Source organism: Tardiphaga sp. 619_E2_N8_4, assembly GCF_051810905.1.
GTDB classification, from domain to species: domain Bacteria; phylum Pseudomonadota; class Alphaproteobacteria; order Rhizobiales; family Xanthobacteraceae; genus Tardiphaga; species Tardiphaga robiniae.
Genome location: NZ_JBPWQJ010000001.1, coordinates 3351281 through 3372567 on the forward strand (window position 1 = coordinate 3351281; position 21287 = coordinate 3372567).

The 21287-nt window shown below is 60.8% G+C and carries 25 protein-coding genes; 9 read left to right on the plus strand and 16 right to left on the minus strand.

The window, feature by feature from the left end; genetic code table 11:
• Positions 1-47: 47 nt before the first annotated feature.
• A complete protein-coding gene (locus AB8A23_RS15880; protein WP_439060513.1) occupies positions 48-569 on the minus strand; it encodes a DUF6886 family protein in 522 nt (173 codons plus the stop codon).
• A gap of 167 nt (positions 570-736) precedes the next feature.
• On the opposite strand from AB8A23_RS15880, the gene AB8A23_RS15885 reads away from it, so the two are divergent.
• Complete coding sequence (locus tag AB8A23_RS15885) at positions 737-1438, plus strand: DUF899 family protein (protein WP_439059034.1); 702 nt, start codon at positions 737-739, stop codon at positions 1436-1438.
• Between the two features lie 476 nt (positions 1439-1914).
• Complete coding sequence (locus AB8A23_RS15890; RefSeq protein ID WP_439059032.1) at positions 1915-3051, plus strand: tlde1 domain-containing protein; 1137 nt, start codon at positions 1915-1917, stop codon at positions 3049-3051.
• 47 nt (positions 3052-3098) lie between these two features.
• Here AB8A23_RS15890 and AB8A23_RS15895 read toward each other — a convergent pair whose 3' ends face one another.
• From AB8A23_RS15895 to AB8A23_RS15915, 5 genes are all read right to left on the minus strand, one after another.
• A complete protein-coding gene (locus AB8A23_RS15895) occupies positions 3099-4013 on the minus strand; it encodes a tetratricopeptide repeat protein (RefSeq protein ID WP_439059030.1) in 915 nt (304 codons plus the stop codon).
• Positions 4014-4082: 69 nt separating this feature from the next.
• Positions 4083-4358: a DUF1488 domain-containing protein gene (locus AB8A23_RS15900; RefSeq protein WP_089264967.1), complete on the minus strand. Its 276-nt coding sequence runs from the start codon at positions 4356-4358 to the stop codon at positions 4083-4085.
• A gap of 15 nt (positions 4359-4373) precedes the next feature.
• Positions 4374-4553 (minus strand): hypothetical protein, encoded by a 180-nt coding sequence (locus tag AB8A23_RS15905; RefSeq protein WP_068736084.1) that lies wholly within the window; start codon positions 4551-4553, stop codon positions 4374-4376.
• Between the two features lie 62 nt (positions 4554-4615).
• Positions 4616-4912, minus strand: a complete 297-nt coding sequence (locus tag AB8A23_RS15910) for a hypothetical protein (protein ID WP_068736086.1) — start codon at positions 4910-4912, stop codon at positions 4616-4618.
• Complete coding sequence (locus tag AB8A23_RS15915; RefSeq protein WP_068736091.1) at positions 4909-5172, minus strand: hypothetical protein; 264 nt, start codon at positions 5170-5172, stop codon at positions 4909-4911. Before AB8A23_RS15915 ends, AB8A23_RS15910 begins: the two co-directional genes overlap by 4 nt.
• A 276-nt stretch (positions 5173-5448) precedes the next feature.
• Here AB8A23_RS15915 and AB8A23_RS15920 point away from each other — a divergent pair, with 276 nt between their 5' ends.
• The gene (locus AB8A23_RS15920) at positions 5449-6276 is read left to right on the plus strand and encodes a transglutaminase domain-containing protein (protein WP_439059028.1); all 828 of its coding nucleotides are present in this window, start codon (positions 5449-5451) and stop codon (positions 6274-6276) included.
• A gap of 127 nt (positions 6277-6403) precedes the next feature.
• Entirely contained in the window at positions 6404-6757 is a 354-nt protein-coding gene (locus tag AB8A23_RS15925; RefSeq protein WP_439059027.1) for a hypothetical protein, read from the plus strand.
• Between the two features lie 97 nt (positions 6758-6854).
• On the opposite strand, the gene AB8A23_RS15930 is transcribed toward AB8A23_RS15925, so the two are convergent.
• The gene (locus AB8A23_RS15930; protein WP_184518261.1) at positions 6855-7607 is read right to left on the minus strand and encodes an SDR family NAD(P)-dependent oxidoreductase; all 753 of its coding nucleotides are present in this window, start codon (positions 7605-7607) and stop codon (positions 6855-6857) included.
• Between the two features lie 83 nt (positions 7608-7690).
• Between AB8A23_RS15930 and AB8A23_RS15935 the strand changes: the two genes are divergently transcribed.
• On the plus strand, positions 7691-8029 hold the full coding sequence (locus tag AB8A23_RS15935) for an ArsR/SmtB family transcription factor (protein ID WP_439059025.1): 339 nt from the start codon (positions 7691-7693) through the stop codon (positions 8027-8029).
• Between the two features lie 756 nt (positions 8030-8785).
• Complete coding sequence (locus AB8A23_RS15940) at positions 8786-9709, plus strand: SIR2 family protein (RefSeq protein WP_439059023.1); 924 nt, start codon at positions 8786-8788, stop codon at positions 9707-9709.
• Positions 9710-9813: 104 nt separating this feature from the next.
• Here AB8A23_RS15940 and groL read toward each other — a convergent pair whose 3' ends face one another.
• Positions 9814-11457 (minus strand): chaperonin GroEL, encoded by a 1644-nt coding sequence (groL, locus tag AB8A23_RS15945; protein ID WP_089264961.1) that lies wholly within the window; start codon positions 11455-11457, stop codon positions 9814-9816.
• Positions 11458-11499: 42 nt separating this feature from the next.
• Positions 11500-11817, minus strand: a complete 318-nt coding sequence (locus AB8A23_RS15950) for a co-chaperone GroES (RefSeq protein WP_089264960.1) — start codon at positions 11815-11817, stop codon at positions 11500-11502.
• A gap of 419 nt (positions 11818-12236) precedes the next feature.
• Between AB8A23_RS15950 and AB8A23_RS15955 the strand changes: the two genes are divergently transcribed.
• From AB8A23_RS15955 to AB8A23_RS15965, 3 genes are all read left to right on the plus strand, one after another.
• A complete protein-coding gene (locus AB8A23_RS15955) occupies positions 12237-12521 on the plus strand; it encodes an usg protein (protein ID WP_089265658.1) in 285 nt (94 codons plus the stop codon).
• Positions 12522-12628: 107 nt separating this feature from the next.
• The gene (locus AB8A23_RS15960; RefSeq protein WP_439059020.1) at positions 12629-13165 is read left to right on the plus strand and encodes a cupin domain-containing protein; all 537 of its coding nucleotides are present in this window, start codon (positions 12629-12631) and stop codon (positions 13163-13165) included.
• Between the two features lie 101 nt (positions 13166-13266).
• Positions 13267-14328, plus strand: coding sequence for a dipeptidase (locus AB8A23_RS15965; protein ID WP_439059019.1), 1062 nt, complete (start codon positions 13267-13269; stop codon positions 14326-14328).
• Positions 14329-14347: 19 nt separating this feature from the next.
• On the opposite strand, the gene AB8A23_RS15970 is transcribed toward AB8A23_RS15965, so the two are convergent.
• The 7 genes from AB8A23_RS15970 to AB8A23_RS16000 all read right to left on the minus strand — a co-directional run bounded on the left by AB8A23_RS15970 (position 14348) and on the right by AB8A23_RS16000 (position 21121).
• Positions 14348-15598 carry a NupC/NupG family nucleoside CNT transporter gene (locus tag AB8A23_RS15970; protein WP_184518253.1) on the minus strand — a complete coding sequence of 417 codons (1251 nt, stop codon included), beginning with the start codon at positions 15596-15598 and terminating at the stop codon, positions 14348-14350.
• Positions 15599-15676: 78 nt separating this feature from the next.
• A complete protein-coding gene (locus AB8A23_RS15975; protein WP_439059017.1) occupies positions 15677-16435 on the minus strand; it encodes an SDR family oxidoreductase in 759 nt (252 codons plus the stop codon).
• A gap of 22 nt (positions 16436-16457) precedes the next feature.
• On the minus strand, positions 16458-16991 hold the full coding sequence (locus AB8A23_RS15980) for a GNAT family N-acetyltransferase (RefSeq protein ID WP_439059015.1): 534 nt from the start codon (positions 16989-16991) through the stop codon (positions 16458-16460).
• The gene (locus AB8A23_RS15985) at positions 16988-17734 is read right to left on the minus strand and encodes a proteasome-type protease (RefSeq protein WP_093756417.1); all 747 of its coding nucleotides are present in this window, start codon (positions 17732-17734) and stop codon (positions 16988-16990) included. The genes AB8A23_RS15980 and AB8A23_RS15985 overlap by 4 nt, the downstream gene beginning before the upstream one ends.
• 78 nt (positions 17735-17812) lie before the next feature.
• Positions 17813-18655, minus strand: a complete 843-nt coding sequence (locus AB8A23_RS15990) for a transglutaminase family protein (RefSeq protein WP_120292654.1) — start codon at positions 18653-18655, stop codon at positions 17813-17815.
• A 40-nt stretch (positions 18656-18695) separates the two neighbouring features.
• A complete protein-coding gene (locus AB8A23_RS15995; RefSeq protein ID WP_068736110.1) occupies positions 18696-19640 on the minus strand; it encodes an alpha-E domain-containing protein in 945 nt (314 codons plus the stop codon).
• A gap of 62 nt (positions 19641-19702) precedes the next feature.
• The gene (locus tag AB8A23_RS16000; protein ID WP_175365791.1) at positions 19703-21121 is read right to left on the minus strand and encodes a circularly permuted type 2 ATP-grasp protein; all 1419 of its coding nucleotides are present in this window, start codon (positions 21119-21121) and stop codon (positions 19703-19705) included.
• Between the last annotated feature and the right edge of the window lie 166 nt (positions 21122-21287).

The window sequence follows — 21287 nt, forward strand, 5'->3', positions numbered from 1 at the left end:
ACGTCCAGGCATGCTTTGTCGGTTTAGGGCAGCGCGATCGGTCCGTCCTATGCACTGCGGAGGCGAATGCCGCTGACATGCAGCGATGTCTCCCACAAGGGCGCCAGCGTCTTCAGGGACGGCAGGACGCGCAATTCGACGCCGGCGGCTTCCAGTGCCTTTTCGATGTTGTCGATCCGCTCCATGTTCAGCGGCATGGACGGCGTGCGCGAAATCCACATACCCGCATCGTCCAGCGATTCAAACCCGTCCGGCGAAAGCTCGTAGCGATAGATGGTGGTGTGGGAGAGTCGGTCCAGCCAGCTGAGTTCGATATGCGCAACCATGCGGCAGGTGGTCATCTTCTTGTAGGCCGTGAGGTATTCCGGCGTCGTGCTCGCTGTCGGCCAGACAAAAATACGCGGGCAGTCGCGCGGGAACAGATACATCGGCGCATGCCAGTCATCGATCGCCCAGATCAGGGGACCGTTGAGCCACTCCTGTCCCTGAGTGCGAGGCGTCGCAACCTCCACCTGCCGCGGCATGAAAACTTCGATGTTGTTCTCTTCGCTGAAATGAAACAGGCGCATCGCCCACTCATGGGCATCCGTGCACAGCGCGTCAATGACCCTCATGCGTGTTCTGGCCGTTCACGAAGCTGCGCATGATGAATTTGTGGATCGTCATGTCGGATTGGCCGCTCCCGGAACGTCTTTCAGACGGAACACGTTGAAATTCACCAAGGGAGGATCATGTCATGACCGGTTCCAGCCTGACGCCTGCGCCCGAACTCGCGAAGAAGGCCAGTTTTCGCTATCCCAATGAGAGCCGTGAATACCGCGATGCGCGTAATGCGTTGCTTGTCGAGGAGATCGAACTGCGGCGTCAGATCGAACGCGTCGCGGAGCTGCGTCGTGCGCTGCCAGATGGCGGCGAGGTGACCAAGGACTACGACTTCATCGGCGAGAGGGGCCCCGTGAATTTCGCGGGCCTGTTCGGCGACAAGCAGACGCTCGTCGTCTATTCCTACATGTACGGGCCGCAGCGCGAGAAGCCGTGCCCGATGTGTACATCGTTGCTGTCGGCCTGGGACGGCGAGGTGCCTGACATTACGCAGCGCGTGGCGCTGGCCGTTGTGGCGCGCTCGCCGATCGAGCGGCTGGTCGCTTTCAAGAAGCAGCGTGGCTGGCATTACCTGCCGCTGTTCTCGGACACCTCCGGCGCGTTCAGCCGTGACTATCACGGGCTGACCAAGGACGGTGGCGACGACGCTGCCTTCAACGTCTTCACCCGCCGCAGCGGCAAGATTCGCCATTTCTGGAGCGGCGAGATGGATGGGTCTACGGCCGATCCCGGCCAGGACCCGCGTGGGGCGCCGGATCTGATGCCGCTCTGGACGGTTCTGGATGTCACGCCGGAGGGGCGGGGGACCGACTGGTATCCGAAGCTGAACTACTGAGGTCGTGATCATTTGACGCCTTAGCCGGTACAAATTGATCGTTGTGATTACCTAAATACCGCAAAAGGAAATGTGGTTCCCCGCGCACCAGCCTCGCACTAGGCCAATGGCCTAATCACAGCGCGCCAATAGTTCGGGCCGGGCGTGACCCAAAACCCCAGCGCGCCTGAGACCGGCCTGCGAGAGCCCACAAAGCTCTCGCAGGTTCCCCGAATTCGTCCTGTCGGTTACTCAAAAAGGCCATGATTGGCAGGCCTTTAGGTAGGTATCGGTGGGGGACCTCCAATTAATCCGCATTTAACTAAAACTCGCCTTAATGGCGTTTCGCATCCCTGCGCGGTGCTTTTCGAGACCTGTGTGTCTCGTCAGGCACAACGGGCAGGGAGCTTAGTAAACGTGTGTTGGACGTCAGGCGTATGAGCAGCAGTAAACGTGCGTTGAACCATTCTGCACCCTCACGCCGAGGCCAGCATCAAGTGTCGAAATCCAGTTCACGCATGTTCGTGACCGGCGCTGCTCTTGCCGCCGTCGCATTGACCGGTGGATGGACGCTCGCCGGCAAGCTTTTCCAGAACGGCGTGCAGCCTGCGATGGTCTCCGCCAATCTCGGTAATGATGCAGGCGTCGGCCAGTCGTCTTTCGCCGAGCGCTTCGACAGTCGCTTCTCACGCACCGAACACCGCACATCCTTCTCCGAGCGTTTTGAGCCGGCCGTTAATGCGCCGCTCGCTGCCGCACAGACCGAGCCCAAGCGTCAGGTCGCCTGGTTCGACCCGACCTATTCGATGGGCGCCGCGCCCGAGCGCTTCGTCAAGCGCAACCCGGCTTCTGAAGCTGTGATCCCTGCACCGGCTGCGAAGCCGCAGGAGGTCGCACTGATGCAGCCGGCGCCGACGGTGCGCCAGCTCGTCGACAGCATTCCGATGCCGGCCGCACGGCCCTCCGATGCCCGTACGCCGTCCGCGCCGCAGCAGGCAACACAAGCGCCGTCGCAGCCGGTCGCACAGGCCAGCGCCGCCAGGGGCGGCGCCTATGGCCACGACTCGCTGGTCCAGAAGGCACGGCTGGCGCTGGCCGCACAGCCCAAGTCCGGCAATTTCAATGTCTTTGAAAAACTGTTCGGCGGCAACGCTCCGCAGTCCGGCCCCGTGCTCGCTTATGCCGGCTCCGACGGCGGCGTGCTGAGCAACGGCACCGATGCGGCGGCCAGCAACGAGCCCACCCTGAGCGATCGCACCACCGCAGTCTACGACATCTCAGCGCGTAAAGTTTACATGCCCGACGGCACCAAGCTGGAAGCGCATTCCGGCCTCGGCAGCCGTCTCGACAATCCCGCTTATGCCCATGAGAAGATGCGCGGCGTGACGCCGCCGCACATCTATGATCTGAAGCCGCGCGAGGCTCTGTTCCATGGCGTGGCCGCGCTGCGCCTGACGCCGGTGGGCGGCGAGGGCGCGATCCATGGCCGCACGGGTCTGCTCGCGCATACCTATATGCTCGGCCCCAATGGCGATTCCAACGGCTGCGTCTCGTTCCGGGATTACAACAAGTTCCTGCAGGCCTATCGCAACGGCGAAGTGAAGCGCCTCATCGTGGTTGCCAAACTCGACTGATCGATATGACTGACGTGCCGCCCGTGAAGGCGATGCGTGTTCAGTGACTATGAGCCGACCTTCGGATCGATCTTCCGTGCGCTGGCGACATCTGCTGCGCCGCCCGTAATGTCGCCCATTTCAAGCCGTGTCATGCCGCGCAGATAGAGCGCCTTGGCGTATTTCGGATTGATGCGCAGCGCCGCATTGAAATCGGCCATGGCGCGGTCGTTGTCGCCCTTGTCGGACCACACGCTGCCACGATTGGTCAGCGCCGCCACATAGGTCGGTGCGATGCGGATCGCCTCGTTGTAGTCGGCGATAGCACGATCGTTGTCCCCCTTCAGGCTGAAGGCGAAGCCGCGGTTGAACACCGGGCAGGGGTCGTTCGGATTGATCCGGATTGCTTCGCCGAAATCGGCGATGGCGCGCGCATGATCGCCCTTCACCAGCCAGGCGCCGCCGCGATTGCTATAGGCGCCACCTTCCTGCGGATTGAGACGGATCGCCATGTCGTAGTCGGCAATAGCGCGGTCGTTGTCATCCTTGGCGTACCAGGCGACACCGCGATTGACATAGGCATCGGTATTGTTGGGATCGAGACCGAGCGCCACGCTGAAGTCGCTGATGGCGCGGTCGTTGTCGCCGCGGGCGAGCCAGAGATTGCCGCGCATGAAATAGGCGCGGGCATAGTCCGGGTTCAGGCGGATGGCTTCATCGAAAGCGGCCATGGCAGGGCCGCTCTCGTGCCGCTCGTGATATTCGAAGGCGCGGTTGAAATGCAGCTCAGCAAGCTGGCGGCCGCTGTAATTGCCCGACGCGATGGCGCGGTCGCAGGCCGCGATCGCCAGGACGCCGGAGGCATCGGTACATTGCTGTGCATCGTCGGCGGCAGCTTGCGCGATCGGCATCGCTGCGCTCGCCAGCATGGCAGCGAACAGGACGCGGATGGCGCAACGGTTCAGGCTTGGAAAGTGGCGCATGGCTCGACCTCTCGCGTGTGACAAGCGTTGGTCACACCGCGAGGAGGAAGGGTTCAATGGTGGGAGAGGCTACCGGAAATCGATGCTGCGCAGCACGATACCGGGCGGCTTGCCCTCAAATTCGGCGTTCGCGAATTTGCGCGCTGCGCAGGCCTCGATGCGATCACGCAGCCGGACGAATTGTTCCTCGCGTTGTTCGGGCTTGGTGCGTTTCGCCTTTTCGAGCTCGTCCATCGCACTGGTGCTGATCGCGCAGGTGACTTCGGTCGCGTCATTCATCATCGAGAACAGGACGACCATACGATTATATTCGAAGCTTTGGAAAACACCGTGTGTAAGCGCCATCGTCGTCTTCCCGCGTTAGGCCTTGCGCTTCGGCACGACAGGGTTGAGTTCAGCGATCTTGCGCAAGCATTCGGCCTCGGTGGGATGTGGGCCCGTAACAAAGGTTCCGCTGATCTTGGTGCTGTACCAGCCGGACTCGACGCCGAGGCGGAGAGATTCTGCAACTTGAACGTGACGGTGCAAGAGGTTCTGCATGAGGATGCTTTCGGTTGAGCGCTGGCTGCTGCGGGATCGCTGCGACCTGCGTAATGATGGGATCAGTCGTTGGCGGCAAGCCGCGTAAAATCGTCCAGAACGATGGCGATCAGATCGCGGTGCTGGGTATCCTGTGCGCTGAGCGATGCGCCGTAGAGATTGAGGACGTAGCGCGCCTTCGCTGCAGCCTCAGGCCATGTGGTGGCCGGCGTGGTCAGTAACTGCTCTTCGAGTGCCAGCTGCCGCTCACGCAGTGCTGCGGCATTGGATTCGACTTCGGCGAGACTGCGCCGGATATCGGTGGCTTTCTGTGCCGCCATGCCGCGGCGGCTATCCAGCTCGACGGGAGTGTCGGTCATGGTGCGCTCGCATCGATGCGCTGCACATCCGCCAGCTCAAGCGACCCAATGGAGATCATCTCCATGGAACTTGTATGGGGTGGTGCACCGGGCACGATCATCATGGTCGCCGTGCGCCGATAGCTGGCGAAGGACAGTCCCTCGATCATCTCCTCATCGGTGATGACGTCATACGACCCCGCCGGGATCAAACGACCAAGGCCCTTCAACTGGAAAGGATGCTTGAAAGTAACGGTCTCACGGCGCGATCTCGTGGTCACGCGCGCATGTCGCTGCTGAGATCCGGCATCCGTTCAGCGTGCGCCTATTCACAGACATTAGCCATCGATTTCTTTAAGCGATCCGGTGTTTCGTCGAATTTCGCTATGATTGTCTTGTTATTGGACGTTTTGTCGCCATTTCGAGGATGTATCTGACATCGATGACATTCTCGCCGACGCTTGCGCTGGTTTTTCTCGCAAGATCGTCGCGCAATGTGCAACGCTTGCGATGTCTCGCTTTTGAAATCAACGATTTGCCGGGATGAGGTGTTTTGCATGAAGATCCGTGTTGGCTACGAGATGATCTATGATTTCCCGCAGCCGACGCCCGTCATGATCGTGATGGGCATGCACTTCACGCGTGCCTCCGACGTGGTGGTGCCGGACTATCTCACGATAAATCCCTCAGTTCCGATCACGCCGTATCGCGATGGCTTTGGCAACTGGTGCAGCCGCATTGTTGCGCCGACGGGCCGCATCACGTTCAAAGCCGACGGTATCGTCAACGATAGCGGCAAGCCGGATATCATCGTGCGGTCCGCTGTGCAGCACGCAGTGGAGGATCTGCCGGCCGAGACGATCGTCTATCTGCTCGGTAGCCGTTACTGCGAGACGGATCGGCTGTCGGACGTCGCCTGGCAGTTGTTCGAGAAGACTGTGCCTGGCTGGGCGCGCGTGCAGGCAATCTGCGATTTCGTGCATAACCATATCCAGTTCGGTTACGAGCACGCACGCGCGACCAAGACCGCCTGGGACGCTTACAACGAGGGGAAGGGCGTTTGCCGCGACTATGCACATCTGGCCATCACCTTCTGCCGCTGCATGAATATTCCAGCGCGCTACTGCACCGGCTATCTCGGTGACATCGGCATGCCGAAGCCATGGGCCGACGGCGATTTCGCCGGCTGGTTCGAAGCCTATATCGGCGGCCGCTGGTATACGTTTGATGCCCGCAACAATATCCCGCGCATCGGACGCGTGTTGATCGCGCAGGGCCGCGATGCCGCGGATGTGCCGATCACGCAAACTTTTGGGCCGAACACGCTGGTGAGTTTCAAGGTGTGGACCGACGAGATCGACGAAAGCACGCAGGCGGTCAACTGAATCGCTTTGTCGGTTCTGTCATTACGCTCGCTTAAGCCTGCATTTTCAGCAGCATGTGAGCGGCCAGGAAGGAACCGGGCGCGCCACTGAGAATTTCACCTGTCATAACTTCGTAAGGACAGGACTGATGGCAAACACTCTGACAAGCCTGACGACCGCCATGGCGTTGATCGCGGGTTCCAGCGTCGTGGCTTTGGGCAGCGGCACGGAGGCGCAGCGCGAAGCCTGCACGCCCGATGCGTTTCGCCTCTGTACATCGGCAATGCCGGATGAGGGGCGGGTCGAAAATTGCTTGCGCAGCGCAGGACCGCGATTGAGCCGCGCTTGCTATGATGTGTTCTTTCCGCAGATCGAGCACGATCAGGCTCAGATGATGCGTGGGCAAGCTCCGTCACGCGAACGCATGAAGCCATCAGCGGCGGATCGCATGCAGACACCGTCTATGCCGCAGATGCCGCCGGCCGGCGGTGATGATGATTGAGGCAAGGCGAGATCTGGCCTCGCGATAACAAGCAAGGGCGGTGCTGATTGCACCGCCCTTGGCTATGTCGGATAGACTGTTGAGCAGAGCGCGTGGGTTACCTGAAGCCGCCGGTAGCGTGCAGTGTTTCGCCCGTCACGTAAGATGCAGCGTCGGAAGCGAGGAATGCGACGACGGAAGCGATTTCCTCGACCTTGCCGATGCGGCCCATCGGCGTGGCAGATTCGATCCACTTGCGCATGTCGCCTTCATGGAATCCGGCTGATACCACGCCCTCGGTCGCGATCATGCCAGGATTGACGGCGTTGACGCGGATCTTGCGCGGCGCAAGCTCCTTTGCCAGTACCGACGTGATCGCGTCGACAGACGCCTTGGTCGCGGTGTAGACTGCCGAGCCCGGCGGGGTGATGGTCGAGACGCCCGATGAGATGTTGACGATGCTGCCGCCATTGGCGTTGAAGTGTCTGGCCGCTTCCTGCGAGACGAGCAGCAGCCCGAGCACGTTCAGATCGAAATGTTTGTGGAAGTGCTCCGGCGTAATGCTGTCGAGAGGGGCGAATTCATAGACGCCCGCATTGTTGACGAGAACGTCGATCGGTCCGAACGCCTTGACGGTCTCGGCCACCACGGATTTGGCGCCGTCCGGCTCGGCGAGATTGCCGTGCACCGCGATCGCCTTGCCGCCCTTGGCTGTGATCTTCGCGACAACCTCGTCGGCGCCCTTCTTGCTGGATGCGTAATTGACGGCGACAGCAGCGCCTCCGGCGGCGAGCTGGATGGCGATTTCGGCGCCGATGCCCTTTGAGCCGCCGGTCACCAGCGCAACTTTGCCTTCGAATGTCTTGGTCATGGTCGTGATCCCTCTCGGATGCTTCAATAGTTCGGAAGTATGGGACTATTGAACCAGCGCAAGGGGGCGCCTATATCTTTTTTATGGTTCAATTCGTTCACCCCGCGACCAAGGACATCACGCTGGCCGGCGTGCTCTCGGCGCTGGCTGATCCCATTCGGCTGCAGATCGTCCGGGGCTTGCTGCAGGAGAGCGGCTGCCTGTCCTGCACGGCGGCGTCGCCATGCCCGACCATTGCCAAGTCCACTTTGTCGAACCATTTTCGCGTGCTGCGCGAGGCCGGCCTGATCCAGACAAGGAAAAAGGGCGTCGAGCATCAGAACGCCGTGCGGGCCGCCGATATCGAAGCGCGGTTTCCCGGGCTTCTGATGGCGATCCTGGCGAATTCGATGAGTGATGTGGTGCCGGCCGCGGGAAGCTGATTAGGCGGCATTTTGCACGGGCGCTGTGCGTTGACACGTCGCTCTTAGTTAACGACCGCGCAGACAAACACCCCGGCGTAGCTTGCCGGGGCTCTTTCGTTTCGTAACTAGCTGAGGGGCTGGACCTTAGAAGTACATGTCGCCCGCGCCATCACCCGGAGGAATTACGGGGCATGCAGCGTTCTTCTTCGGCAGTTCGGCGACCGTTACTCCTTCTTGAACATGTCGCTGTAGGTGCCGGCCTGCGAGTCCAAGCTGTGCGCGTAGGTGGTGTTTCGAGCACCTTGTGCGCAATTACCGAACTATCTTTGCCTGCGTTTCCGTAGATGCAGCTTGCCGGCATATCATCGGGATTGCTGAGGGCGTCGTCACTCCCGCCCGGCAAGTCGCCGCCCGCATCGTCGCCGCGCCCCCAACCTCGTTGCGACGCTCATCACGCGCGACAAGGGGCTGCTGAATTACGAGCAGTAGGGCGTATGAACGTTGTGGTACTCGCACCTCGTTTCCATCGATCAGAGCGTGTAATGTACGTCTCCGGAATTAACCGCGCGCCAGAGAGCAAGAATGTCTCTTTCCCCGATCAAGGTAACCCCAAAAAACAGCCCGTTTAAAGGTACTGATCATCGTTATCGCGGGGTCTTAGCATCTAGCTCTTGGTGTCTCTGCGTTGGGGCCGGTATTTCGACGGGGCTAGTCCCCACATGGGAAGAGTTATCTCGCCGAATCGTGAATGAGGCATTCAGCACGTGGTACGACATGGCGTCATTTCGCAGTGTCATCCAGGAAACGCGATGGGGTCTGGATGCCTTGTTACAAGGCGCGGCGAGTCGCTTGTTATTGAATGGGAAGTCTTTAGAGGACTTCGAGAATTTACTGGAGCAAGCGCTTTACTCGGACCTGCTGAAAATAGCGAAGAAAGCCAAGGTCGAAGCAGCACTAGTCGAGGCGTTAAATGATCCGCGATGGCTGAAAAATGGCCCGCTTCATGATCTGTGCTCGTTTTTTGAAGCTGAATATGCCGATTGCACCTTGATTCAGCTTACCAGAGAGCTGGCTCGAGCAAATGGTAGTGGGAAGGGGCCGGAGTCGATCATCAACTTCAACGCTGACACGTTGCTTTATGCCCTGTTGGATTTGTTTCTGATCAGGGAATATCGCGCTCGAACAGGGAAGATAGAGAACCCGCCAGCGTCGTTTGTGAAGTCATTTCGAGGAGGGGAAGCCAAAGGTAGATTGGCGACCCCGATCTTCCATTGCCATGGAGCGATCGCTCCCGCTTCGCGGAAGTCAAAGAGCAGCCGTCGGCGAGATTCTAGAGATCAATTGATATTTAGAGAGCAGGAATACTTGGATCTTGCTGGAAGTATCTCAACATGGGCTCAGTCGCTCTTTCTATTTCATGCGCAAAGCTCACGCTTGCTGATAGTCGGCCACTCACTTGCCGATCCCAACATTAGAAAATGGCTAGGGTGGACACACGCAAACTCCATCAAGACATTCTCTGTAGTTAGCAGCGCAAACGAGATCTCCCCTCGGCATATTTGGGTGGCTAAGTCCCCTGTGGATCCCAAGGTCCGCGAGATACAGGAGGTGTCCTTGCTGCACTTGGGAGTGCGTGTATGTTGGCTTGACGATTGGATCGACATAGCGCCCGCATTGAGGAATCTTCTTGCGATCTGAAATGGGCGGCGAGCCCAGTTGTTTTCTCTATCCTATCCCGCAAACAAAAACCCCGGCATCGCTGCCGGGGTTCTGCATTCTGATAGTTGCTTGAAGCGTTGGACTTAGAAGTCCATGCCGCCCATGCCGCCGCCCGGAGGCATGCCGCCACCGCCTGCGCCGCCCTTCTTGGGCAGTTCGGCAACCATGGCTTCCGTGGTGATCAGCAGGCCGGCAACCGAAGCTGCGTTCTGGATCGCTGCACGGACAACCTTGGTCGGATCGATGATGCCCTTCTTGAGCATGTCGCCGTAGGTGCCGGTCTGCGAGTCGAAGCCGTAGCTGTAGGTCGCGGTCTCGAGGACCTTGCCGACGATGACCGAACCGTCTTCGCCTGCGTTGATGGCGATCTGGCGAGCCGGAGCCGACAGGGCCTTGCGGACGATCTCGACGCCGGTCTTCTGGTCGTCGTTCGCGGTCTTGATCTTCTTCAGCTGTTCCGAAGCGCGGAGCAGAGCGACGCCGCCGCCGGGGACGATGCCTTCTTCAACCGCAGCGCGGGTCGCATGCATCGCGTCATCAACGCGGTCCTTGCGCTCCTTCACTTCGACTTCGGTCGCGCCGCCGACGCGGATGACGGCAACGCCGCCAGCCAGCTTGGCGAGACGCTCCTGCAGCTTCTCACGGTCGTAGTCCGAAGTGGTTTCTTCGATCTGTGCCTTGATCTGCGCCACGCGTGCTTCGATGTCGGCCTTCTTGCCGGCGCCGTTGACGATGGTGGAGTTTTCCTTGTCGATCATCACCTTCTTGGCGCGGCCAAGCATGGCGAGCGTGACGTTCTCGAGCTTGATGCCGAGATCTTCCGAGATCGCCTGGCCGCCGGTCAGGATCGCGATGTCCTGCAGCATGGCCTTGCGGCGATCGCCGAAGCCCGGAGCCTTGACGGCAGCGACCTTGAGGCCGCCACGCAGGCGGTTGACGACGAGGGTGGCGAGAGCTTCGCCTTCGACGTCTTCCGCGACGATGACGAGCGGCTTGCCGGTCTGCACGACGGCTTCGAGCAGCGGCAGCATCTCGTTCAGCGAGGAGAGCTTCTTCTCGTTGATCAGGATGTAGGCGTCGTCGAATTCAACGCGCATCTTGTCGGCGTTGGTGACGAAGTAGGGCGAGATGTAGCCGCGGTCGAACTGCATGCCTTCGACGACGTCGAGTTCGGTTTCGAGCGACTTGGCTTCTTCAACCGTGATGACGCCCTCGTTGCCGACCTTCTTCATCGCGTCGGCGAGGAACTTGCCGATTTCTGCGTCGCCGTTGGCGGAGATGGTGCCGACCTGAGCGATTTCGTCGTTCGAGGTGACCTTCTTGGAGTTCTTGACGAGGTCAGCAACCACGGCTTCCACAGCCAGGTCGATGCCGCGCTTCAGATCCATCGGGTTCATGCCGGCAGCAACCGACTTGGCGCCTTCACGGACGATCGCCTGAGCGAGCACGGTGGCGGTGGTGGTGCCGTCGCCGGCCGCGTCGGCCGACTTCGAGGCCACTTCGCGCACCATCTGGGCGCCCATGTTCTCGAACTTGTCGTCGAGCTCGATTTCCTTGGCGACGGTGACGCCGTCCTTGGTGATGCGGGGCGCGCCGAATGACTTGTCGATGACGACGTTGCGGCCCTTCGGACCGAGCGTCACCTTCACGGCGTTGGCGAGAATGTCGACGCCGCGCAGCATCTTGTCGCGGGCATCAACGCCGAATTTCACTTCTTTAGCTGACATGTTTTGCTTCCTTGAAAATCAGGATGGATGGGGAAAAGGCGCTTAAGCGGCCTTCTTCTTGGCGGGAGCGGCACCTTCGAGGACGCCCATGATGTCGCTTTCCTTCATGATCAGCAGGTCCTGACCATCGATCTTGACCTCGGTGCCCGACCACTTGCCGAACAGCACGCGCTCGCCGACCTTCAGATCGATCGGGATCAGCTTGCCGGCTTCGTCGCGGCCGCCCGGGCCGACGGAGACGATCTCGCCCTGGGAGGGCTTCTCTTTGGCGCTATCCGGAATGATGATGCCGCCAGCGGACTTCTCTTCGGCGTCGATACGCTTGACCACAACGCGATCGTGAAGCGGACGGAATTTCATGCAGTCCTCCTAAGTTTCTGTAGATGCTTGAGAAATTTAAATTGGCAGTCTGAGCCAACAAGTGCCAGCGCAGCTGGTCCGGACATAGGCCGAACGTTCCTCACCGGCAAGGGTCTGTATCAAATATTTTGGCACTCAAATATGACGGGTGCCAGAATTGGTTAAGACCCTCCGATACCGGCTCTCGAATCCGTTAGCATCCACGGTAAGTGGCTGCTAACACTCGGCTTTCAATACATTATTAAACTTTTAAGCTTGTGATGAAGACGTTGCTTGCGTCACATTTCATGCATCGTGTTGTCATGGGCGAAGTGGAAGCCGGTTCGCTGCAGTCAGCACGGTCACAGGAGAGCAGAGCGAAGTTCGACGTCAAACCGGAATCCACTTAGCCGAATGCGCTCTGTCCATGGAGGTTGAACATGGTCTCGAGAAATGCAGTTTCTGACGATTTCAGGAAGCAGGTGCTTGGCTACGGACTGACGACGGCGCAGATCCTCTACCGCATGCCCGATCACCCCTCGCTGCTGCAGACCTATGTCTGGCAGAACTATGATTTGTTTCCGAAGTTTCCCGCGCTGAAGGATTTCCTGGATTTCTGGCAAGAGAAGCTCGATGGCCCGCTCTTTGCGGTAACCGTCGCGCATTCGAAACTGATCAAGCCGGCCGAGCTTCGTGCCGTGGATGGCGTCTTCCGGTTGCACTAGTCCGCGCCTCTCAACGCGCCGGATGAATTGCCGCTGTGCTGAACTACAGCTAGGTTCCCGGACGCGCTGGCCGTTTGTTCGGCATTGCGCCGGGTGGGAAACACGACATGGCGAAGCTGAAGCGAACGTCAAAGAGCGCAGCGAAAGCGGCTGCGACGAAGAAGCCTGCGACACAGGCGGTAGCGAAAGCAGCAAAGAAGCTCTCTGTTGGCAAGCCAGCCAAGGCGAGTGCAAAAGCTGTCGCGAAACCCGGCCAGCGCCGCAAGCAGCGCGTCGCGATCAGTCACTATCAGGAAGAAGCATTTCTCGGCGACGGCCTGCGTGCCTACGCAAAGTATCGCGATCTCGGCGTTGCCGCTGCGACCGGCGGTTTGGCGCATGCGCATGTCATCCGGCTGATCGGACCTTGCGATCCGAAAGAGGTCTCCAAGCTTCACTATCACGATGCCGAGTTTCAGCTGGTCTATGTGCTGAACGGCTGGGTGAAGGCCTATATGGAAGGCGAGGGCGAGATGACCATGCGTCAGGGGTCATGCTGGACCCAGCCGCCACGCATCAGGCATCTGATCCGTGATTACTCCGACAATTGCGAACTGCTGGAAGTGATCCTTCCGGCGGAGTTCAAGACGGTGGAAGTCCGGTAGTTCGCGTGCGGAAATGCGACGCGTGCCTTGTTCGCGCGTCGCAGTGGCGTTGAATCAGCTATGCTGAGCCCGTCGCTGCCCTGGCCCTCAACGAGTATCTCATGACTGCATCCGTTCCGGTTTTCGACGGTCACAACGATGTGCTGCTGCGGCTGTACAAATCGCAATCGCACGATCCGGTATCCGACTTCCTGACCGGGGAAGCCGCCGGTCACATCGACCTGCCGAAGGCGAAGGCCGGCGCATTCGTCGGCGGGCTGTTCGCGCTGTATTCGCCGGCAGCTCAGGCGTCATCGGGATTCATGGCTCAGATGACGGGCGGACGCTACGCCGTGCCGCTCCCCGAGCCGCTGACGATGGACGAGGCGCGCAATTCCGTCGTCGCCGAACTGGCCATCCTGCTGCAGCTCGAACGCGCTTCCGCAGGCGCGGTGGCGATCTGCGCCACCACCGCCGAAATCCGGTCCGCCATTGAGCGCAAGGCGCTGGCCGTGGTGGTCCATCTGGAAGGCGCGGAGGCCATCGACGCCGAGCTCAGATTCCTCGACGTTCTCTATGCGGCGGGGTTGCGGTCGATCGGGCCGGTGTGGAGCCGGACCAACATCTTCGGCCATGGCGTGCCGTTTCACTTCCCGTCCGGGCCCGATCTCGGCGACGGTCTCACCGCGGCCGGCGAGCGGTTGATCGGCGCCTGCAATGACCTGAAGATTTTGGTCGACCTGTCGCACATCACCGAGAAGGGTTTTTGGGATGTGGCGCGGCTGTCGAAGGCGCCGCTGGTGGCGACCCATTCCAATGCCCATGCGCTGTGCCCGTCGCCGCGCAATCTCACCGACAAGCAGCTCGCCGCGATCCGCGACACCGGCGGCATGGTCGGCCTGAATTTCGCGACCTGCTTCCTGCGCCCCGACGGCAGCATGCGGCCCGACACCGGCATCGAGCTGATGGTGCAGCAGATCGACTATCTGCTGGAGAAGTTGGGCGAGGATCACGTCGGGCTGGGATCGGATTTCGACGGCGCGGTGGTGCCCGAGGCCATCGACTCCGCCGCGGGTCTGCAGGCGCTGTTCGTGGCCTTGCGCGACAAGGGCTATTCCGAGACGCTGCTCGGCAAGCTCGGCGCGCGCAACTGGCTCGATCTGCTGCAGCGGACGATCGGCTGACCGGCGCTGGCGGCGTGTCTCAGGTGAGCATGCCGACGATCGCGCCCATCAGGCAGGTCGTCAGCGTCCCCGAGACGATCGACTTCACACCGAGCGCGTTGATTTCGTTACGACGTTCCGGCGCCATGGTGCCCAGGCCTCCGATCATAATTCCGAGGCTGGCAAAATTTGCAAATCCGCACAGCGCATAAAGCATGATGAGGCGCGAGCGCGCATCCAGCGCATCGGGACCGAGCTTCGCCAATTGAACATAAGCGATCAACTCGTTGAGGATCGTCTTGACGCCCATCAGCGAGCCCGCGGTCAGCGCCTGGTCCCACGGCAGGCCCATCAGCCAGCACACCGGTGCCATCACGTAACCCAGTAGGCGCTGCACGGACAGCGTGTTGCCTCCCACGGTCGGCATCATCATGAGGATCGCGTTCATGAGATACATCAGCGCCACGAAGACCAGCAGCAGGGCGATGATGTTGACGAGCAGTTCGATGCCTGCACTCGTGCCCTTGACGATCGCATCTATCGTGCTCGTGGCCGATGCGTCCGGATTGGCGAGCAATCCACCTGTGCGACGATCCTCCGTCTCGGGCACCATGATCAGGCTGACAAGGATCGCAGCTGGCGCCGAGAGCACGGAAGCAATCACGAAATGCGCCGACGCATCGGGGATCAGTGGCGCCATGAAAGTGGCGTAGAGCACCAGCACGGTACCGGCGATCCCCGCCATGCCGCCCGTCATCACCAGAAACAGTTCGCTGCGCGTGAGCTGCGCGAGGTAAGGGCGAATAAACAACGGGGCCTCGACCATGCCCAGAAAGATGTTCGCGGCCGTTGACAGCCCGACCGCGCCGCCGATGCCGAGCGTGCGTTCGAGCAGCCACGCCATGCCGCGCACGATTGGCGGCAGGATACGCCAGTAGAAGAGCAGGCTGGTCAGCACGCTGATGACCAGCACCACGGGGAGTGCCTGCAGTGCGAGCACGAAATCCGCGCCGGGATTCTTGAGATCGAACGGTAGTGCGCCGCCGCCGAGATAACCGAACACGAAGGAGGTGCCGGCGCGCGACGCTGCGGCGATGGTGCTGACAGCATCGTTGATGCTGCTGAAGGCGCGTGTCACGACGGGAAGCTTCAGCAGGATCACGGCAGCGACGATCGTCAATGCGAGACCGATCGCGGCCTGTCTCAGCGACACCTTGCTGCGGTTTTCACCGAGCGCCCAGGCGATCCCCAAAAGCGCGATGACGCCGAACGCCGATTGTAGCTGAAGCATAAATCCCCCGAAACCGCAGCGATGATGCCGCGGCTTCCCATGTCATGCAATCGCAATGCCGCTGAGGCGGATTGCGTTTTAGCCGCGTCCGACGAACGGCATCTTCGTCGCCATGACCGTCATGGTCAGCACATTGGCGTCGAGCGGCAGGCCGGCCATATAGGCGACGGCGTCGCCGACGGCTTTGGCGTCCATGCGTGGCTCTTGCTTCGAGGTGCCGTCGGGCTGCAGCACGCCGGGGCCGTTGACCATGCGGTCGGTCATGGGTGTGGCGGCGTTGCCGATATCGACCTGGCCGACGGCGATGTCATAGGCGCGGCCGTCGAGATTGCTGGCCTTGGTCAAGCCGGTGATGGCGTGTTTGGTCGAGGTATAGGCGGCGGAGAACGGGCGCGGCGCATGCGCCGAGATCGAGCCGTTATTGATGATGCGGCCGCCGCGGGGCGTCTGATCCTTCATGATGCGGAAGGCGTGCTGCGTGCACAGGAACGGCGCGGTGAGATTGGTGTTCACCACGGCCTGCCACTGTTCGAGGCCGAGGTCTTCGAACGGGATCGCGGGCGCGCCCATGCCGGCATTGTTGAACAGCACGTCGAGCCGGCCGAATTCCTGCATTACCCTGGCGAACAGCGCGGCGATGGAGGCCGGGTCGGCCATGTCCGCGCTCACGGGGAGGCTCTTGCTGCCATTGGCCGCGCCGAGCTTCTGGGTCTCTTGCAGCAGTTCGAGCCGGCGACCGGCGAGCACGACGGTGAAACCGGCATTCATCAGCGCAAGCGATGCGGCACGGCCGACGCCGGTGCCAGCTCCGGTCACAAGTGCGATTTTGTTGGTCATCTGTTTCGTCCCTGTTTTCTTTTTACGAGAGGTCTTTTTGAGTGAGGTCCCGGACCATGAAACGTGCGTTGTCGCCGTAGCTTTGCAGTTTCTGATCCAATTCGGAATCGCGCATGATGGTGAAATCGTGCCGCTGCCAAAAATGAACTGAATTGTTGACGGCAACAAGCGTCATGTTGGGCAGTTGCATCAGCCTGGCGCGTGCCGCCATCATATCGACGGCCACAGTCGCCGCGCCAGATCTGCGGGTTTCGGGCAGCAATGCGAGATCGTGAATGTAGAAGGTCGACGGGGCGGCGGGCATTGTCAGCAGGCTGTTCAGCGACGGCGGCTCCCTGAATTGCCAGGGATGGCTGACGAGATAACCCTTGATCCCGTCCTGGGCCTCGAGCACGGCGCAACCGTTTGGATCGAGCGCCAGGCGGTTCGCGAACACGACCTCATCTTCGGGGAAATCCGGATGAACGGCATCGGCGATGGCGAGGACGGATGGCAGGTCTGCCTCCGTCATGATGCGCCATTTCATCGGAACTGCGGTCATCGCGGCCGCGCTCAATTGTCTTTCTTGTAGGGCGGGCGCGGAATGTTTTGATGGGCCGCGCGCAGTGCTGCCGACCAGCGCGAGCGCAGGTCATGGAAATAGGGCTCGCCGGCTTCGATACGGTGATTGAGGTCGGCGTCGCAGACATCGGTACGCACCACCAGCACATCGATCGGGAGACCGACGCCGATATTGGAGCGCATGGTCGAGTCCATCGAGATCAGGCCGGTCTTGAGTGCCTCATAGAGTTCTACGTCGTAATGCATCGCGCGGTCGAGTACCGGCTTGCCGTATTTGTGCTCTCCGATCTGCAGATAGGGTGTGTCCACCGTGCATTCGATGAAATTGCCGGCCGGGTAGATCATGAACAGCCGCATCTTGGCGCCCTTGATCTGGCCGCCGAACAGGAATGAGACGTCGAAATTGATATCCTCGGCCTCCAGCGCCTTGCCCTCGGTGGCGTTGACGTGCCGGATGGCGCGGCCGATGCGCTGCGCAGCCTGAAACATCGTGGGCGCGTTCAGCAGGGTCTCCAGCTCGCCGGTGGTCGGGTTCTCGAGGCCCTCGCTCAGGGTGGAGAGCACCGACTGGCTGATGGCGAGATTGCCCGCGGAGGCCACCGCCATGATGCGGTCGCCGGGCTGGTTGAAGATGTGCAGCTTGCGGAAGGTCGAGATGTTGTCGAGCCCGGCATTGGTGCGCGTGTCCGCGATCATCACCAGGCCGTCCTTGACGAGAATTCCGCAGCAATAGGTCATCGTCGGTCCCTTGGTCAGGGAAGCGTCTTACGCGGTGGGTATCGACCGGGCAACCTCGGAAAGCCAGTTTGAGGTTGTTCAGGACTGGCTCTGCGATTGTGACTGGCCGCGGCCATTGGCCTGATCGACCTTGACGGCGACCGTCAGGGTTTCCGTGCCGCCGCCATAGCGGGTGCCGCGGACGGGGGCTGCGCCGAGGTAATCCAGGCCGATGGCAACACGGGCATGGGCGTCGGTGGTGCAGATGGCATTCGCAGGGTCGAAGCCGACCCAGCCGAGATCAGGCACATAGGCCTCGGCCCAGGCATGGCCGGCCTGCTGGTTGGTCTCGCCATCGGCACGCCAGAAATGGCCGGAGACGAAGCGGGCAGGGACGCCGGCCGAGCGGGCACAGGCGATGAAGATATGCGCGTAATCCTGGCAGACGCCACGCTTGCCGATGAAGGCCTCGCTGGCCGAAGTGCCGGTGCTGGTTGGATCGACGTCGAAGGTCATGTGCTCGTTGATGGCCATCATCAACGCGTGCAGGAAGCCAAGTACGTCGGTCTCCGCGCTTGGTGACAGATCCTTGGCAAAGGTCTGCATCGCTGCGCTGGCGTCGGTCAGGTCGGTCTGGCGCAGGAAGAAGCTCGGCGGAAACCGCTCATCGGTGCCCTTCAGCACGCCTCCGGTGTCCTGGGTGTCGATCAGGCCTTCGACGGTCACGGTGAGGTCGGCGATGGGCCCATGGGTCAGCACATGGGTGACGTTGCCGAATGCGTCTTCATGGAGATCGAGGCGGGAATCGGTGGAGACGTCGATCTGCCATTCGGCGACATACTGGCCGTCATGGCTGCCGGGGGTCATCCGCAGAATCTGGATCACGCCCGAAGCCGGCGGCTCGTAGCGATAGGTGGTCGAATGGGCGATACGCAGGCGCATGGCAACGTGTCCGAATCTGCAGATGAGCCGGGACGCTAGCTCAAATCAGGTATTGTTTGGCAATGATGTCGCCCAGACGGCTGTTATCTGCAATGAATTCCTGGATGAATTCATGCAACCCGTGCTGGAAAATATCCTGCATGTTGCTGTGTTCGAGGCGGTTTCGGACGCCGCGGGCGTGGCGCTGCGCGGCGCCCTGACGGCCATAGGATACGCCGATCTGGTCGAGATTGCGGACCAGATTGCCGTAGCAGCTCGCCAGCGAGCGCGGCAGCGTGTCATTGAGGATCAGCAGATCCGCGATCAGCCAGGGCTTCAGCGTCTCGCGATAGACCCAGTGATAGGCCGTCAGTGCGGAGACCGAACGCAGGATCGAGGTCCATTGATAGTAGTCGAGCGGGCCACCGACATGTTCGTCTTCGGGCAGCAGCAGATGATATTTCACATCGAGAATGCGCGCGGTGTTGTCGGCGCGTTCCAGATGCAGGCCGAGCCGCGAGAACCAGTAGGCGTCGTTGCGCAGCATGGTGCGGTAGGCCGAGCCGTCGAAGCGCAGCGATGTTTCCTGCACGAAGCGGAGGAAGTTCGCCAGTTGCTCGCGTGTCTTGGCACCGCCGCTCCAGGCGGATTGCAGTTCCAGCCAGGCGCTGTTGATCGTGTCCCACATCTCGCCGGTTAGTGCGGTGCGGACCGAGCGCGAGTTCAGGCGTGCGGCTTCGATGCAATTGCGGATAGAGGAGGGATTGGCCGTCGAGAACGAGAGATATTCGACGACATTGGTCTCGTTGGCTTCCTCGTAGATCTCGTAGAAGGCTGCGCTGACGCCTGCGGTCAGTAGCGCCGAATCCCATTCGTTGGTCTGGCCGATATAGGTATTTGGCAGCGCGGTGACGCGCAGTGTCGCCTCGATCGTGCGCGCGAGATATTCGGCGCGTTCGACATAGCGGGCTAGCCAGTAAAGGTTCTCGGCGGTGCGCGACAGCATGCGGGGATGTTACTCTTTGAAAATTGGGTCGTCGGTCGAAGTCCGGTTGCCTATATCGAGAGTTATTCGTCCAGTATCCATGTATCCTTGGTGCCGCCTCCCTGGCTGGAATTCACCACCAGTGAGCCTTCCTTCAGCGCGACGCGGGTCAGACCGCCTGCGACGATGGAGACGTTCTTGCTGCCGGTGAGCACGAAGGGGCGAAGATCGACATGCCGCGGCGCGAGGCCTGACTCGGTGCAGGTCGGGCAGGTCGACAGCGCCAGCGTCGGCTGCGCAATGAAGCCTTCCGGCTCGCGCTTCAGCTTGTCGCGGAACGCTTCGATGGTGGCCTTGGTGGCGGCAGGCCCGATCAGCATGCCGTAACCACCGGAGCCGTGGACTTCCTTGACGACGAGTTCGCCTAAGTGATCGAGCACATAAGCAAGATCGCCAGGTTCGCGGCAGCGCCAGGTCGGCACATTCTTCAGGATCGGCTCTTCGCCGAGATAGAACTTCACCACTTCCGGCATATAGCTGTAGATCGCCTTGTCGTCGGCGATGCCGGTGCCGACTGCATTGGCCAGCGTGACGTTGCCGGCCATATAGGCCGACATCAGGCCGGGCACGCCGAGCGCTGAATCCGGGCGGAAGGTGAGAGGATCGAGGAAATCGTCATCGACGCGGCGATAGATCACGTCGACGCGTTTGAGGCCTTCGGTGGTGCGCATGAAGACTTCATCATTCTTGACGATGAGGTCGCGGCCCTCGACCAATTCGACGCCGAGCTTGTCGGCCAGGAACGAATGTTCGTAATAGGCCGAGTTGTAGACGCCGGGTGTCATCAGTGCGACGGTCGGCTCCGTCGAGGCGCTGCGTGGTGCCACGGAGCGCAGGCAGGACAGCAGCTCGTCTGGATATTTCTCGACCGGCGCGACGCGATGCCGAGCGAACAGGTCGGGGAAAAGCCGCATCATGATCTCGCGGTTCTCCAGCATGTAGGAGACGCCGGAGGGCGTGCGGGCATTGTCTTCGAGGACGAAGAACTCGTCCGGATTGGTGCGGACGATGTCGATGCCGGCGATGTGGACATAGACGTCGTGCGGGACGTCCTGACCGTTCATCTCCGGACGGAACACCGGGTTCTGGAAGATCAGGTCATCGGGGATCAGGCCGGCGCGGAGAATTTCGCGGCCGTGATAGATGTCCTTGAGGAACATGTTGATGGCGCGGGTGCGCTGCTTCAGGCCCTTTTCCAGCAGGGTCCATTCCTTGCCGGAAATGATCCGCGGAATGACGTCAAAGGGGATCAGCCGTTCGGTGGATTCGGAGTCGCCGTAAACCGCGAAGGTGATGCCGATCCGGCGGAACAGCAACTCCGCTTCCTGGCGGCGATGTTCCAAAGCGTCCGGAGGCGTCTCCTTGAGCCAGCGGGAGAGTTCTTCATAGGCCGGGCGGAGTTCGCCTTGGGGCCCGTTCATTTCGTCGAACGCGACTGCCATGTACCCTGACTGTTGTTTCGAGGCCGTACGGAGATTGCACGACTGAAAGGGATGGTAGCAAGGGGCGGGCCAGCACGATATGCATTCAACAAGAGCAATTCGTATGAGATGCGTGTAAAGCTGCCTGAAAAAACGGCTGGACGCTGCTCGTTTCGGCAGCAAAACC

What these genes read in the sequence shown, in the direction of transcription:
- AB8A23_RS15880 (WP_439060513.1), bottom strand. Translation starts at nt 569, where the DNA reads ATGCGCCTGTTTCATTTCAGCGAAGAGAACAACATCGAAGTTTTCATG.
- AB8A23_RS15885 (WP_439059034.1), top strand. Translation starts at nt 737, where the DNA reads ATGACCGGTTCCAGCCTGACGCCTGCGCCCGAACTCGCGAAGAAGGCC.
- AB8A23_RS15895 (WP_439059030.1), bottom strand. Translation starts at nt 4,013, where the DNA reads ATGCGCCACTTTCCAAGCCTGAACCGTTGCGCCATCCGCGTCCTGTTC.
- AB8A23_RS15900 (WP_089264967.1), bottom strand. Translation starts at nt 4,358, where the DNA reads ATGGCGCTTACACACGGTGTTTTCCAAAGCTTCGAATATAATCGTATG.
- AB8A23_RS15905 (WP_068736084.1), bottom strand. Translation starts at nt 4,553, where the DNA reads ATGCAGAACCTCTTGCACCGTCACGTTCAAGTTGCAGAATCTCTCCGC.
- AB8A23_RS15910 (WP_068736086.1), bottom strand. Translation starts at nt 4,912, where the DNA reads ATGACCGACACTCCCGTCGAGCTGGATAGCCGCCGCGGCATGGCGGCA.
- AB8A23_RS15920 (WP_439059028.1), top strand. Translation starts at nt 5,449, where the DNA reads ATGAAGATCCGTGTTGGCTACGAGATGATCTATGATTTCCCGCAGCCG.
- AB8A23_RS15925 (WP_439059027.1), top strand. Translation starts at nt 6,404, where the DNA reads ATGGCAAACACTCTGACAAGCCTGACGACCGCCATGGCGTTGATCGCG.
- AB8A23_RS15930 (WP_184518261.1), bottom strand. Translation starts at nt 7,607, where the DNA reads ATGACCAAGACATTCGAAGGCAAAGTTGCGCTGGTGACCGGCGGCTCA.
- AB8A23_RS15935 (WP_439059025.1), top strand. Translation starts at nt 7,691, where the DNA reads ATGGTTCAATTCGTTCACCCCGCGACCAAGGACATCACGCTGGCCGGC.
- AB8A23_RS15940 (WP_439059023.1), top strand. Translation starts at nt 8,786, where the DNA reads ATGGCGTCATTTCGCAGTGTCATCCAGGAAACGCGATGGGGTCTGGAT.
- groL (WP_089264961.1), bottom strand. Translation starts at nt 11,457, where the DNA reads ATGTCAGCTAAAGAAGTGAAATTCGGCGTTGATGCCCGCGACAAGATG.
- AB8A23_RS15950 (WP_089264960.1), bottom strand. Translation starts at nt 11,817, where the DNA reads ATGAAATTCCGTCCGCTTCACGATCGCGTTGTGGTCAAGCGTATCGAC.
- AB8A23_RS15955 (WP_089265658.1), top strand. Translation starts at nt 12,237, where the DNA reads ATGGTCTCGAGAAATGCAGTTTCTGACGATTTCAGGAAGCAGGTGCTT.
- AB8A23_RS15960 (WP_439059020.1), top strand. Translation starts at nt 12,629, where the DNA reads ATGGCGAAGCTGAAGCGAACGTCAAAGAGCGCAGCGAAAGCGGCTGCG.
- AB8A23_RS15965 (WP_439059019.1), top strand. Translation starts at nt 13,267, where the DNA reads ATGACTGCATCCGTTCCGGTTTTCGACGGTCACAACGATGTGCTGCTG.
- AB8A23_RS15970 (WP_184518253.1), bottom strand. Translation starts at nt 15,598, where the DNA reads ATGCTTCAGCTACAATCGGCGTTCGGCGTCATCGCGCTTTTGGGGATC.
- AB8A23_RS15975 (WP_439059017.1), bottom strand. Translation starts at nt 16,435, where the DNA reads ATGACCAACAAAATCGCACTTGTGACCGGAGCTGGCACCGGCGTCGGC.
- AB8A23_RS15985 (WP_093756417.1), bottom strand. Translation starts at nt 17,734, where the DNA reads ATGACCTATTGCTGCGGAATTCTCGTCAAGGACGGCCTGGTGATGATC.
- AB8A23_RS15990 (WP_120292654.1), bottom strand. Translation starts at nt 18,655, where the DNA reads ATGCGCCTGCGTATCGCCCATTCGACCACCTATCGCTACGAGCCGCCG.
- AB8A23_RS15995 (WP_068736110.1), bottom strand. Translation starts at nt 19,640, where the DNA reads ATGCTGTCGCGCACCGCCGAGAACCTTTACTGGCTAGCCCGCTATGTC.
- AB8A23_RS16000 (WP_175365791.1), bottom strand. Translation starts at nt 21,121, where the DNA reads ATGGCAGTCGCGTTCGACGAAATGAACGGGCCCCAAGGCGAACTCCGC.